Origin of the sequence: Devosia salina, assembly GCF_019504385.1 — a bacterium.
Classification (GTDB): Bacteria; Pseudomonadota; Alphaproteobacteria; order Rhizobiales; family Devosiaceae; genus Devosia; species Devosia salina.
On record NZ_CP080590.1, the window covers coordinates 3,310,182 to 3,323,226 of the forward strand.

Consider the following 13,045-nt stretch of genomic DNA (forward strand, 5'->3'; position numbering starts at 1 on the left):
TATACCGCATCTAAAGCGATCCGACCCATTTCCGCCACGAGTCCATTGCATTTGCGCGGGCAAGGGGCAAATTGCAGGGACGAGGCGCTGAACTGGAGGGCTCCGGTCGCGTGCAAGTCATATTGAGGGAAATAGAATGATCAGAATGATCAAGACGACCGGACTTCTGGCAACGACCGGACTGACGACGCTGGCGCTTATGCAGCCGGCCATGGCACTCGACGCCGAGACCTTCGTGAACCGCGTCGAAACGGTCTACAAGGCCATGGGTTATGACCTGAGCTTTGGCGCCGCCACGCTCTCGGGCGACACCATCACCGTGGACGGCGTCACCGTCAACGTGCCGGGCGCCGACATGGAGCCCACGGTGCTCGATACCGAACTGACCTTTTCGGGCGTCGTCGAGAATGACGATGGCAGTTACTTTGCCGACAGCCTGACCGTGCCCGATATCGACATGGAATTCGGCGACGACCATGTGGGCCATTTGACCCTGGTGGACATGGTTGCCGAGGATCTCTGGCTGCCCCCCGAGGGCCAGACCAGCGCCGACGTACTGCTCCAGGTGGTGGGCCGCATGGCGACCGGGCCGCTGACCCTGAGCCGCGATGGTGTCGAGGTGGTCAAGATCGACGGCATGGAAGCCGCCTCCGAATTTGCCTATGACGACAACGACGCGCTGGAGTCGATTTCCTCTTCGCTGTCCATCTCCAACATCTGGGCCGATCTGAGCACGGTGGGCGAGGAAGAGCCCGAGGCCGGCGCGGTGATCGCGGCGCTGGGCCTGACCACTGTGAGCGGCAATATCACCCAGTCGATCGACTGGACCATGGCCGATGGCCATCTGGCGGTGAACGAATTCCTGCTCGATTTTGCCGATATCGGTGCGCTCAACATCACTGCCGACGTGGCCGGCTTCACCCCCGCAATGCTCGACAAGATCTACGCGCTGCAAAGCTCCGATCTCGATCCGGCCAGCGAGGAAGCCCAGGCCAAGCAGATGATGGCGGGCATGGAAATCGCCCAGGCCATGACCATTTCCGGCCTTGGCATCCGCTATGACGATGCCGGCCTCACGCCCAGGCTGCTCGACATGTTCGCGGCCCAGTCCGGCGCCGATCGCGGCGCCTTCGTGGAAGGCCTCAAGACCATGCTCCCCGCCATGATCGCCGAAAGCGGCATTCCGGCGCTTGGCGATCTCGTGGTACCGCCGGTCTCGGCCTTCCTCGACGATCCCAGGAGCCTGGAAGTCGCGGTCAAGCCGGCCACGCCGACCAGCGTGCTGGTCCTGGCAGCCGCTGCGTCCAATCCAGCCAGCCTGATCCAGGCCCTCGGCCTCTCGGTCACGGCCAACCAGAAGTCCAAGTAAGCGCTTGTGGCGGGGCCTTCAGGCCCCGCCATTGTCCCGGGCGCTGATGAAGCCTTCACTCATTTGTGCCAGAATGCGCCCATGACCAGTTTGCGCCTGCCCCATACCAGCCTCGATCACGTCACCGACTGGGTGTTCGACCTCGACAACACCCTCTATCCGCGCGAGTGCAATCTCTTCGCGCAGATCGATACGCTGATCACCCGCTATGTGATGGACATCACCCAGCTCGATTTTGCCGATGCCCGCGCCCTGCAGAAGGACTATTACCGCGACTATGGCACCACGCTGAACGGGCTGATGCAGCGCCACACGGTCGATCCGGATCACTTCCTTACCACCGTCCACGCCATCGACTATTCCCCCGTCGACCCGCGTCCGGACCTCGTGGAGGCCATCCGCGCCCTGCCGGGCCGCAAGTTCATCCTCACCAATGGCGATACCGGCCACGCCCGCGCGGTGCTCGCCCGGCTGGGCGGCGACGACCTGTTCGAGCATGTGCACGACATCCGCGCCATGACCTTTGTCCCCAAGCCGCACCGGGCCGCCTATGATGGCTTCTTTGCCCTGCACGATATCGAACCGACCCGCGCCATCATGTTCGATGATCTCGAAAAGAATCTCGTCGTGCCGCATGAGGTGGGCATGGCAACAGTGCAGGTGATCGCCGGCGAAGACTTCGCCCATGAACAGGTGGAAGCCTGGGAGCTGGGGCAATCGACCGGCCCGCATGTGCACCACGTGACCGCCGACCTGGCCGGTTTCCTGCGCAGCCTGCCCTGAAGGCCGGGCCCGCCAGCCTGTCCAAAAGGTAATGCAGCCAAGCTCTTGTGCCTATTCCCGCCGCAGCCGGGACGCACTACATTGGCGCCATGAGCGACCTCCCCGGCCGGCGTCCGCCGCCCCTTCCCGACAAGAGCCCCACGCTTCGCGACCAGATCGACAACCTCGCCCATCTGGGGCGTCTCGTCGCGCAGATCTGGCGCACCAGCCGCTTCCTGACCGCGGCCAGCATCGGCCTGCGCATCATCGCGGCACTGCAACCGGTGGCCGTACTCTATGCCGCCAAGCTGATCGTGGACGAAGTGGTGCGGCTCTCCGCGGTAACCCCGCCCGGCCCCGGCATTCTCGACTGGTTCGAGGCGGGGCTGCTCAATTCCGTCATCGGCTTCCTCCTGCTCGAACTGGCGCTGGTGCTGGCCAATGACCTGATTTCCCGTGCCACGGGCCTGGTGGATTCCATCCTGTCCGAACTCCATTCCAACCAGGTCAGCGTCGAGTTGATGCAGCATGCCGCCCGGCTCGACCTGCAGCACTTCGAAAGCGCCGAATACCAGGACCGGCTGGAGCGCGCCCGCCGCCAGGCAGCCGGCCGCAATGCGCTGCTGAGCCAGATCTTCGGGCAGGCCCAGGACATCATCACCGTCATGACCCTGGCGGCGGGCCTGTTCATCTACGCGCCCTGGCTGATCCTGCTGCTGCCCCTGAGCTTCATCCCCTCGGTCTGGGGTGAAAGCCGCTTCAATTCCCTGGCCTATATGCTGAGCCGCTGGCGCACGCCCGAACGGCGCGAACTCGAATATCTGCGCCATATCGGGGCCAGCGCCGAGACCGCCAAGGAGGTCAAGCTCTTCGGCCTGGGCGACTATCTCGTCACCCGCTTCAAGGGCCTGGCGCATCAGATCTTTCTCGAAAACCGCCGCGTCGCCATTCTGCGGGCCGGCTGGGGCGCCGCCTTTGCCGCCATTGCCAGCCTGGCCTATTACGCCGCCTATGCCTTCATCGTCTGGCGCACCATTACCGGCGTTTTCTCGCTGGGCGACCTGGCCTTTCTGTCCGGCTCGTTCCTGAGGCTCAACGGCCTGTTCCAGAAAATCCTGCTCGGCTTCACCCAGATTGCCGGGCAGTCCATGTATCTGGACGATTTGTTTTCCTTCTTCGAAATCGAGCCCACCGTCCTGCCGCCGCCCGCGCCCGCAGCCTTCCCGGTCCCTATCCGGTCCGGCATTGTCTTCGACAATGTGGGCTTCAAGTATCCCGAGACCGACCATTGGGTGGTGCGCAACCTCTCCTTCACCCTGCCCGCGGGCGAAACCCTGGCGCTGGTGGGTGAGAACGGCGCGGGCAAGACCACCATCGTCAAGCTCCTGACCCGGCTCTATGACCCGAGCGAAGGGCGCATCACCATCGATGGCGTGGACCTCAGGCAGATGGCCCCCGCCGATATCCACGCCCATGTCGGCGTCATCTTCCAGGACTTCATCCGCTACAGCTTCTCCGCCCGCGACAATATCGGCGTCGGGCGCATTGAGGCGCGCGAGGACCAGGACCGCATCGACACCGCCGCCGAGCAGAGCCTGGCCAAGGGCGTCATCGCCCGATTGCCCAAGGGCTATGACCAGCAATTGGGCCGTCTGTTCAAGCAGGGCCGCGACCTGTCCGGCGGCGAGTGGCAGAAGGTGGCCATTGCCCGCGCCTATATGCGCGACGCCGAACTGATCATCCTCGACGAACCCACGGCGGCGCTCGACGCCAAGGCGGAAGCTGAGGTCTTTGCCCGTTTCAAGGGCCTCGCCATAGGCAAGACCGCCGTCATCATCTCTCACCGCTTCTCGACCGTGCGCATGGCCGACCGCATCCTCGTGCTCGACAATGGCGCCATTCTCGAAGCGGGCACCCACGAACAGCTCGTCGCCCTCAAGGGGCGGTATGCCGAATTGTTCGAACTGCAGGCAGCGGGCTATCGGTAGCGCGGTACGCCACTATTCGCGGGACTGACGGCGCCTTCGCCTCCCTCCCCTTGAGGGAGGGAGGCTTCGGGCCTTGACACTAGTGTTCATCGTCTCCCTCCCCCTTGTGGGGAGGGATTAAGGGTGGGGGTATCGTCATACCGCCCTTCGCCGTCTTGCAACTGTCACAATATATCGATAAATCCCGATATATGGATGACATAACCATCATCGAGGCCCTCTCGGCCCTGGCCCAGCCATCGCGCCTCGCGGCTTTCCGCCTCGTGGTCGAACATGAGCCCCATGGCCTGCCCGCCGGCGAAATCGCCCGCCGGCTCGACGTGCCGCAAAACACGATGTCGAGCCATCTGGCCCAGTTGACGCGCGCCGGGCTGCTGAGCGCCGAACGGCAGGGCCGCACCATCACCTATCGCGCCGACATCAATCGCATGCGCGATGTCATGTCCTATCTCGTCAATGACTGCTGCGGCGGCCGCCCTGAGCTCTGCGCGCCGCTGATCGAAGACATCACCCCCTGCTGCGTTCCCGAGGACATTCGCCAATGAACGACCGCGTCTACAACGTGCTGTTTCTATGCACCGGCAATTCGGCCCGCTCCGTACTGGGAGAGGCGATCATGAACGCCGTGCCGGGAGGCAAATTCAAGGCCTGGTCGGCCGGCAGTCAGCCCAGGGGCGAGGTCAATCCGCTGACCCTGCACACACTCAGGGAAATGGGCCTGCCCACCGAGGGCTACCGGTCGAAATCCTGGGACGAGTTCGCCGCGCCGGGCGCGCCGCAGCTCGATTTCGTCTTTACCGTCTGTGACGATGCCGCCGGCGAGACCTGCCCCTATTGGCCCGGCCAGCCGATGACCGCCCATTGGGGTGTCGCCGACCCGGCAGCGGTCGAGGGCAGTGAACTGGACAAGGTCAACGCCTTCCGCGACGCTGCCAACTATCTGCGCCGCCGCATCGAGGTTTTCACCGCGCTGCCCCTCGCCACCATCGACCGCATGTCGCTGCAGAACAAGCTCAAGGACATCGGCAAGCTCGATGGCGCCACCGACAAGGCCAATAATGACTGATCGTCTCCGCCCACTGGCCGCCGAAGCGCTCGGCACTGCCATTCTCGTCGCCACCGTGGTCGGCTCGGGCATCATGGCCCAGCGCCTGACCACCGATATCGGCCTGGCCTTGCTCGCCAATACCATCGCCACCGGCGCCATCCTCGTCGTGCTCATCGGCATCCTGGCGCCGCTCTCGGGCGCGCATTTCAACCCGGCGGTGACGCTGGTCATGGCCCTCAGGCGCCAGCTTTCGGCCGGCGACGCGGCGCTCTACATGGTGTGCCAGATCGGCGGCGCCATGCTGGGCACATTGATCGCGCATCTGATGTTCGACCTGCCGCTGCTTTCGGCCTATGCTGACCCGCGCACTGGCCCCAGCCAGTGGCTGAGCGAGGCCGTGGCGACATTCGGCCTGCTGCTCACAATCCTGCTTTCGCTCAAGCACCCCGCCGAGCAGATCGCCCTGCGCGTCGGCCTCTATATCACCGCCGCCTACTGGTTCACCGCCTCGACCTCCTACGCCAATCCGGCCGTGACCATCGGCCGGGCGCTGACGTCAAGCTTCGCCGGCATCGGCCCCGCCGACGTGCCCGGCTTCATCCTCGCCCAGATCGTAGGGGCCCTGCTCGCCCTCGGCGTCACCGCCTGGTTGCTCCGGCCAACAATGAAGGTCTCACCATGAGCGTCACCATCTATCACAACCCCGATTGTGGCACCTCGCGCAACACCCTGGCCATGATCCGCGGGGCCGGCATCGAGCCCCGGATTGTCCTCTATGTCGAGAACCCACCCGACCGGGCCCGGCTGGTGGAGCTGATCGATCGCGCCGGCCTCAGCGTGCGCGAGGCCATTCGGATCAAGGACACGCCCTATTTCGAACTCGGCCTCGACAATCCCGATCTCTCGGACGAGGAACTCATCGAGGCCATGCTGGCCGACCCCATCCTCATCAACCGGCCCTTTGTCGAGACGCCCCACGGCGTTCGCCTCTGCCGTCCCTCCGAAATCGTGCTCGACATCTTGCCCGAGGCCCTCGGTATTCCCTTCACCAAGGAAGATGGTGAAGTCGTCATCGACGCTGCCGGCAACCGCGTCTGACTGGTCAGCCGGGCCGAAGCACCCTAACTATGGGTGCCGACGCCCAAGCGGACCCGATACCGTGCCCCTGCCTGAAGACAATCACCTGACCGTCATCGCCGAGACCTATCGGCTTCTGGGCGACCCGACACGGCTCAAGGTCGTCCTCACCTGCCTGGAGGGCGCCATTGCCGTCGGCGACATCGCAACCGCCATCGGCGCCAGTCCCTCCCTCGTCAGCCACCATCTGCGCCTCCTCCGCGCCGCCCGCCTCGTCCGCTTCACCCGCCGCAACAAGCAGGTGTTCTACCAGGTGGCCGACGACCATATCGCGCGCATGCTGACAGACATGCTCGCCCACGCCATGGAGGATCACGAGCCGGGCGAGGACGACGCACAGGACTAGAGGGTTTCACGGTCAAACCCTGACAGCCCGACCTACTCTCCCCCTTCTTCAGGGGGAAGTTGGGTGGAGTGGCCCTTTCTCAGGGCTCCGACCCACCCGGAATGACCGATGGCCCTATCGGAGCCTTCCAAGCTGCCGCCGGCCATCAGCGCCAGATCATCTCACCGCCAGCGCGGCGTTCGGTTCTGCCGCCCGCTCCCCTTGAGGGACCGTGCAGGCGGTGCGCGCAGCCAAGGCCGCGGCGCCGGGGCCGCGAGGTCAGTCGAAAAGGCCATGAGAGCTGTGCCCGAACGGCTGGGGAGGAAGCGTAGAAGTCGGGCCATGCTTCACCGCATGGACGGGACCCCGCCACAACCTTCCCCTGACACGGGGAGTGCATCGTAGCCTCGCGGATCAAGCAACAAACGCGACCTACTCCTCCCCTTCTTCAGGGGGAGGCCGGGTGGGGGTGGCTCTTTTTGGGCTCCGCTCCGCCCCGAAGGACCGAGCGCTCCAGCGGAGCCTTCCAAACCGGTGCCGGATCATCTCACCGTCAGCGCTGTTTTCGGTTCTGCCGCCCCCACCCCCTTGAGGGGGCCTTCTGGCTGGGGTGGTGATATCGAAGTCCGGCCACGCTTCACCACATGGACGGGGCCCCCGACCCAACCTTCCCCGGACACGGGGAGTGCATCGGAGCCTTCGCAGATCAAGCAACAAACGCGACATACGCCTCCCCCTTCTTCAGGGGGAGGCTGGGTGGGGGTGGCCCTTTCTCAGGGCTCCGACCCTCCCCGAAGGACCGAGCACTCCAGTGGAGCCTTCCACGCTGACGCCCGCCATCAGCGCCGGATCATCTCACCGTCCGCGCGGCGTTCGGTTCTGTCGCCCCACCCCTTGAGGGCCATGCAGGCGGTGCGCAGCGAGGGCGCGGCCCCGGGGCAGCCGGGTCAGTGGACACGGCCATGAGAGCAGCGCTCGGTTGGTTGGGGTGGGAGCGTCGAAATCGGGCCTCGCTTCCCCGCACGGACAAGTCGCAGCCCCCCAACCTTCCTCTGACAGGAGGAGCGCATCCGAGCCTTCGCAGATCAAGCGGCATACGCGACATACGCCTCCCCCCCTCTTCGGGGGGAAGCTGGGTGGGGGTGGCCCTTTCTCAGGGCTCCAACCCACCACGAAGGACCGAGCGGCTGTGCTCGAATGGCCGGGCTGGCGTGGGGGTGGTCATAGAGGCACCGAAAGACCCCTCCCGCGCCCCCCAAGGGGGAGCAAGGCCATGGGGCCGGCAATCCTGCCAATACCGAATTGCCCCGCCACGCCTCAACGCCCACGCCCCCGGCCGTGGAACCGCGCCCACGCCCCGGCCCTGGAACCACACCCGCGCCCTGCCGTTGCCCCGAAAGGCACCCGCCTTGACATCCTAATATGAATGTATATTCATATGTACACTCAAAGGGAGACGATCCTTGCCCGAACATGATCACGCGCATGACCACCAGCACGGTGCCGAACCCAGCCATGACCACGGTCATGCCGGACACAGCCACGCGCCCACGGTCAGCGCCGGCAACGAGCGGGCAGTGCTCATCGGCGTACTGCTGACGGGCGGGTTCATGGTCGCCGAACTGATCGGCGGCTATCTATCGGGCTCGCTGGCGCTGATTGCCGATGCCGGGCACATGCTGACCGATACAGTGGCCCTGTTCCTGGCCTGGCTCGGGTTCCGGCTGGGCCGGCGACCGGCCGATGCCCGGCGCAGCTTTGGCTATTCGCGGCTCGAAGTGCTGGCGGGCCTGCTCAATGCCCTGGCGCTCTTTGCCTTGGTCGGCTGGATTGCCTATGAGGCGATCCAGCGCTTCTTTAGCCCCGAGGCCGTGCTGGCCGGACCGATGTTCGTGGTCGCCATACTCGGCCTCGGCGTCAACCTGCTGGTCTTTGCCATTCTCTCGCGCGCCGACGCGGAGCATGTGAACATCAAGGGTGCGCTCTTGCACGTGCTCGGCGACCTGCTTGGTTCGGTGGGCGCCATTGCCGCGGCCATCATCATCTGGCTGACCGGCTGGATGCCCATCGATCCCATTCTCTCCGTGCTGGTGAGCCTGCTCATTCTCCGCAGCGCCTGGGCCCTGCTCACGCGCACCTTCAACATCCTGATGGAGGGCGCCCCGGACGGGGTGGATATCGAGAGCCTTCAGGCCGACCTGGGCGCCAGCATTCCAGGCCTGGCCAAGGCCGGCCACCTCCATGTGTGGTCGCTATCCTCCGGCCAGACCATGGCGACGCTCGAAATCGCCCTCGCCCCGAATGCCGACCCGGCCGCTGTCTCCGCTTCGGTCAAGAATAGGCTTGAGCACGAGCACAATATCGGCCATGCCACAGTGGAGATCGACTGGAACGGAGACACCATAAGGTGTCCGGCCGCAGGCGCGCAGCCTCAATAGGTCGCCCGTCCGCCCGAAAGGTCGAAGACGCTGGCCGTGGTAAAGCTGTTCTCCCGGCTGACCAGCCAGGCCACCATGGAGGCTGCCTCCTCGACCTCAAGAAAGCGGCCACGCGGGATGCGCGAGAGCATATAGGTGATGAAATCGTCGCTGAGCGTCTCGAGAATGCGCGTCTTGGCCGTTGCCGGCGTGATGGCATTGACCGCGATGTCATAGCTCGCCAGTTCCTTGCCCAGCGACTTGGTCATGCCGATCACCCCGGCCTTGGCCGCCGCATAGGCCGACGCGGTCGGATTGCCCTCCTTGCCGGCAATCGAGGCGATGTTGACGATGCGGCCATAATTGCGCGCCTTCATGCCCGGCACCACGACGCGGTTCACATAGAAGGTGCCATTGAGATTGATGTCGATGACGCGCCGCCATTCGGCGGGATCGTAGGCGTCCAGGGTCGCATTATTGCCCGCAATGCCCGCTGAATGCACGAGGATCGACACCGGCCCGACATCCGCCTCGGTCGCGGCATGGGCCTGTTCCAGCCCCGCAAGATCGGTGACGTCCACCACCTGCCGCGCCACGCCCTGGCCCAGCGCCGTCACGGCCTTGTCCAGCGTTTCGGCGTCGCGATCCCACAGGCTTATGCGGGCGCCCGAGGCGCGGAGCCGGTTGGCAATGGCAAGACCCAGGCCCTGCGCGCCGCCGGTCACCACGGCCACTTGCCCTTCGAGATCAATTCTGTTCATCAACGCCCTCCAGGACCCAGCCAGCCGCCGCTCGACCCGCCATCCGGCCGGTGGCAAAACAGGCCGTCAACAGATAGCCACCGGTCGGCGCCTCCCAGTCAAGCATCTCTCCGGCCACGAAAAAACCCGGCATGGCCGTGAGCATGAAATTCTCATCCACGCCGTCCCACGCAATCCCCCCGGCCACCGAAATCGCCCGCTCGATCGCCCCCGGCCGCACCACCGGCAGCGGCAGCGCCTTCAGGATTCCCGCCAGTTCCTCGGGATTCCGGCCCGCCGCGTCCGGGATCAGTTCACGCAGCAAACCGAGCTTCACCCCGTCAATGCCCGCACCCTTGCGCAGGCGATTAGCAAAGCTCGCCTTGGCCGGCTGCCGCGCCAGGTCCCGCGCCAGCCGTTCGGGACTGCGCCCGGGAGCGAGATCCAGCATCAGGGCCGCATGCCCGTCCCGCTCCAGCGCATCCCGCAACGCTGCGGAATGCGCATAGACGAGACTTCCTTCAATGCCCCACTGGCTCACTACGAATTCGCCCAGCAGCGACCCGGCATCGCTGGTCGCAACCACCGCCTTGATGGGCTCTCCGGCAAACCGCTCGGCAAAGACGGTGCTCCAGCCTGTCTCGAAGCCGCAATTGGCCGGTCGGAATGGCGCCACCGGGACGCCCATTTCTACCAGCCTCGGCACCCAGGCGGCGTCCGAGCCAAGCTCGGGCCAGCTGGCGCCACCCAGCGCCAGGACCACCGCGTCGAAGCGTTCGACCTTGCGACCGGATGGCGTGTCGAACACCAGCGCATCCGCTTCGAACCCGACCCAGCGATGCCGTGTGTGCAGGGCAACACCCTGCGTCCCGAGCCGAGCCAGCCACGCCCGCAACAGCGGCGAAGCCTTCATCTGCCTGGGAAACACCCGGCCGGAGGAGCCGACAAAGGTCTCGATGCCGAGCCCCTGGCACCAGTCCCGCAGGGCCTGCGCCGAAAACGCATCAAGAGCGGCCTGCAACAGCGCGCGCGCCGTGCCATAGCGCGTGTCGAACATGGCCCTGTCTTCGGCATGGGTGATGTTGAGACCAGACTTGCCGGCCATCAGCAGCTTGCGTCCAACCGTGGGCATGGCCTCGAAGACATGCACCTCGGCCCCCTGCCCCGCAGCCGCTTCGGCGGCCATCAGGCCGGCCGGGCCTCCGCCAATGATCGCAATCCGGGTCATGCCGTCCTCAACCTGCCACACCAAGGCCATAGCGCATGCCGATGGGCGTCACCACTCCCCCGGACCAGCAAACCGTTGCAACGTCGCAATTCCTGTTAAGTTTCGCCTAAGGGATGCCCGCTTATGATCCTGCCGTTGCAGGCGGGGGCCCGACGATGCGTTTGCTGATTGTCGATGATAGCCGGTCGAGTCTGGCGCTGATCGGCAGCATCGTCAAAGAGGCTGTGATGGGCGAGGTGGAACTGTGCCTCAATCCGCTGCAGGCGCTCGAATGGTGCCAGGGCCAGCAATACGACCTGATCATCGTCGATCACATAATGCCCGAGATGGACGGTGTCGCCTTCACCGCCGCCCTGCGCTCACGCCCGGCCTACCGCATCGTGCCGATCATCATGGTCACCTCTGACCACGACAAGACCGTGCGCATCGAGGCCATCAAGGCCGGCGCCACCGATTTCCTGCACAAGCCCTTCGACCCCATCGAACTCCAGGCCCGGGTGTCCAATCTTCTCGCATTGCGCCAGGCCCAGGTGGAACTGGCCGATCGCGCCCAGTGGCTGACCCGCGAGGTCGAACGCGCCACTGCCCATCTGCTGGCGCGCGAAGAAGAGATCATCTATCGCCTCGCCCGCGCCATCGAATATCGCGATGGCGATACCGGCGAGCATGTCTCACGCGTCGCCCAGATCAGCCAGCTGATCGGCGAGGGCATCGGCCTGCCACCCGACCGCTGCCGCATGATCTACCTCGCCGCGCCCCTGCACGACATCGGCAAGATCGGCATAGCCGACGCCATTCTGTCCAAGCCGGGCAAGCTGACGCCTGAAGAAATGGCGATCATGCGCGAGCATGTCACCATCGGCGCGCGCATTCTCGAGCGCGGCGGCTCGGACTTGATCCGCACTGCGGAACTCATTGCCCAGAGCCACCACGAAAAATGGGACGGCACCGGCTATCCCGACCGTCTCTCGGGCACTGACATCCCAATCGAGGCCCGCATCGTGGCCATCGCCGATGTATTCGACGCCTTGTGTTCCGAGCGTCCCTACAAGCCCGCATGGCCAATCGAAAAGGCCTATGCCGAGATCGTCCGTTGCAGTGGCGCACATTTCGACCCCCAATGCGTGGCCGCCTTCCGCACCAAATGGCCGGAAATCTGCGCCACCATGCAGCCGGCCGAACAGCCCCAGGCCGTCGGCTTCTAGTTTTTCCTCCGTCCAAGCAACCGCTATTTGAGCCCTATCGCGCGCAAGGCGACGCCAGCAAGGCTTTAGACTTCTTTGCGCGTCTGATCGCAAATGAATCAGACAATATGGCCAATGACGCCCATGCGAATCGACTCCGAGTCAAACACGAACGACTCTGAATCAAACGCGCTCGACTCGAATCGGGTTGACCGCGATTCCAATTGACTCTCTGGAAAACAGTACAGTTGAATTTGTTAATTCGAATACTTAATTCGGTAATACTTGGAAGCCGCGATCAAATTTTCGATAAAAATAATGAAGGTAACCAACGGTTAAGCTAAAGACTGCAAGTATATAGGTAAGCCGGATGGGAATACGGCGAACAGATTGGCAGTAGAAACAGCATAGCGGAACCAGCAGCGCACCAGTCCACTTCGCCTACCGACTTCCCCTTAGTCCTTCGCGGTAGAGAGACAGAATGTCATCCACACACATTTGTATCCGGTCATGCTCATGACCGAAGAACGTATCCACACGCTCGTGCTGACGGGCGACGCAGGTATCAAGTCCGCGCAGAACGTTGCGGCCAGCCTGCTCGAAGCCGTCGAGAACCATAAAGACATTGCCGTCGACACGCAGACGGTGTCGGCCGCTGACGTTACGACAGTGCAGACCCTGCTGTCGGCCGCGGCAATGGCGGCTGCCCGGAAAGGCAGGTTGACCATGCTTGCGCCCTTGGGGGCGCCCTTGCAGGCCACGCTGGAACAGACCGGCTTTCTTTCGCCCAACCAGGAGCATGCATCCTTCTGGTCCCCCGATTCAGATCAGCCAGCAGGACACTGAG

General features: G+C 64.4%; 13 protein-coding genes. 11 read left to right on the plus strand and 2 right to left on the minus strand.

The window, feature by feature from the left end; genetic code table 11:
- Positions 1–145: 145 nt before the first annotated feature.
- The 9 genes from K1X15_RS16225 to K1X15_RS16265 all read left to right on the plus strand — a co-directional run bounded on the left by K1X15_RS16225 (position 146) and on the right by K1X15_RS16265 (position 9,067).
- Positions 146–1,369: a hypothetical protein gene (locus tag K1X15_RS16225; protein ID WP_220304636.1), complete on the plus strand. Its 1,224-nt coding sequence runs from the start codon at positions 146–148 to the stop codon at positions 1,367–1,369.
- Positions 1,370–1,450: 81 nt separating this feature from the next.
- Positions 1,451–2,152: a pyrimidine 5'-nucleotidase gene (locus K1X15_RS16230; protein ID WP_220304637.1), complete on the plus strand. Its 702-nt coding sequence runs from the start codon at positions 1,451–1,453 to the stop codon at positions 2,150–2,152.
- A gap of 89 nt (positions 2,153–2,241) precedes the next feature.
- Positions 2,242–4,119, plus strand: coding sequence for an ABC transporter ATP-binding protein (locus tag K1X15_RS16235; RefSeq protein WP_220304638.1), 1,878 nt, complete (start codon positions 2,242–2,244; stop codon positions 4,117–4,119).
- A 191-nt stretch (positions 4,120–4,310) separates the two neighbouring features.
- A complete protein-coding gene (locus K1X15_RS16240; RefSeq protein WP_220304639.1) occupies positions 4,311–4,664 on the plus strand; it encodes an ArsR/SmtB family transcription factor in 354 nt (117 codons plus the stop codon).
- Positions 4,661–5,185 carry an arsenate reductase ArsC gene (locus K1X15_RS16245; protein ID WP_220304640.1) on the plus strand — a complete coding sequence of 175 codons (525 nt, stop codon included), beginning with the start codon at positions 4,661–4,663 and terminating at the stop codon, positions 5,183–5,185. Before K1X15_RS16240 ends, K1X15_RS16245 begins: the two co-directional genes overlap by 4 nt.
- On the plus strand, positions 5,178–5,849 hold the full coding sequence (locus K1X15_RS16250; protein WP_220304641.1) for an aquaporin: 672 nt from the start codon (positions 5,178–5,180) through the stop codon (positions 5,847–5,849). The genes K1X15_RS16245 and K1X15_RS16250 overlap by 8 nt, the downstream gene beginning before the upstream one ends.
- The gene (gene arsC, locus K1X15_RS16255) at positions 5,846–6,265 is read left to right on the plus strand and encodes an arsenate reductase (glutaredoxin) (protein WP_220304642.1); all 420 of its coding nucleotides are present in this window, start codon (positions 5,846–5,848) and stop codon (positions 6,263–6,265) included. Before K1X15_RS16250 ends, arsC begins: the two co-directional genes overlap by 4 nt.
- A 61-nt stretch (positions 6,266–6,326) precedes the next feature.
- Positions 6,327–6,650: an ArsR/SmtB family transcription factor gene (locus K1X15_RS16260; RefSeq protein ID WP_240549525.1), complete on the plus strand. Its 324-nt coding sequence runs from the start codon at positions 6,327–6,329 to the stop codon at positions 6,648–6,650.
- Between the two features lie 1,442 nt (positions 6,651–8,092).
- On the plus strand, positions 8,093–9,067 hold the full coding sequence (locus tag K1X15_RS16265; RefSeq protein WP_220304644.1) for a cation diffusion facilitator family transporter: 975 nt from the start codon (positions 8,093–8,095) through the stop codon (positions 9,065–9,067).
- Here the strand turns inward: K1X15_RS16265 and K1X15_RS16270 are convergent.
- Entirely contained in the window at positions 9,061–9,807 is a 747-nt protein-coding gene (locus K1X15_RS16270) for an SDR family NAD(P)-dependent oxidoreductase (protein WP_220304645.1), read from the minus strand. The genes K1X15_RS16265 and K1X15_RS16270 overlap by 7 nt on opposite strands.
- A complete protein-coding gene (locus tag K1X15_RS16275) occupies positions 9,794–11,014 on the minus strand; it encodes a TIGR03862 family flavoprotein (RefSeq protein ID WP_220304646.1) in 1,221 nt (406 codons plus the stop codon). Before K1X15_RS16275 ends, K1X15_RS16270 begins: the two co-directional genes overlap by 14 nt.
- Before the next feature lie 155 nt (positions 11,015–11,169).
- Between K1X15_RS16275 and K1X15_RS16280 the strand changes: the two genes are divergently transcribed.
- Entirely contained in the window at positions 11,170–12,219 is a 1,050-nt protein-coding gene (locus K1X15_RS16280) for an HD domain-containing phosphohydrolase (protein ID WP_220304647.1), read from the plus strand.
- 495 nt (positions 12,220–12,714) lie between these two features.
- Positions 12,715–13,044: an STAS domain-containing protein gene (locus K1X15_RS16285; protein ID WP_220304648.1), complete on the plus strand. Its 330-nt coding sequence runs from the start codon at positions 12,715–12,717 to the stop codon at positions 13,042–13,044.
- Position 13,045 lies beyond the last annotated feature (1 nt).

Coding starts and splice junctions, on each gene's coding strand:
- K1X15_RS16245 (WP_220304640.1), top strand. CDS start 4,661: ATGAACGACCGCGTCTACAACGTGCTGTTTCTATGCACCGGCAATTCG.
- K1X15_RS16240 (WP_220304639.1), top strand. CDS start 4,311: ATGGATGACATAACCATCATCGAGGCCCTCTCGGCCCTGGCCCAGCCA.
- K1X15_RS16270 (WP_220304645.1), bottom strand. CDS start 9,807: ATGAACAGAATTGATCTCGAAGGGCAAGTGGCCGTGGTGACCGGCGGC.
- K1X15_RS16275 (WP_220304646.1), bottom strand. CDS start 11,014: ATGACCCGGATTGCGATCATTGGCGGAGGCCCGGCCGGCCTGATGGCC.
- K1X15_RS16280 (WP_220304647.1), top strand. CDS start 11,170: ATGCGTTTGCTGATTGTCGATGATAGCCGGTCGAGTCTGGCGCTGATC.
- K1X15_RS16235 (WP_220304638.1), top strand. CDS start 2,242: ATGAGCGACCTCCCCGGCCGGCGTCCGCCGCCCCTTCCCGACAAGAGC.
- K1X15_RS16285 (WP_220304648.1), top strand. CDS start 12,715: ATGACCGAAGAACGTATCCACACGCTCGTGCTGACGGGCGACGCAGGT.
- arsC (WP_220304642.1), top strand. CDS start 5,846: ATGAGCGTCACCATCTATCACAACCCCGATTGTGGCACCTCGCGCAAC.
- K1X15_RS16250 (WP_220304641.1), top strand. CDS start 5,178: ATGACTGATCGTCTCCGCCCACTGGCCGCCGAAGCGCTCGGCACTGCC.
- K1X15_RS16225 (WP_220304636.1), top strand. CDS start 146: ATGATCAAGACGACCGGACTTCTGGCAACGACCGGACTGACGACGCTG.
- K1X15_RS16230 (WP_220304637.1), top strand. CDS start 1,451: ATGACCAGTTTGCGCCTGCCCCATACCAGCCTCGATCACGTCACCGAC.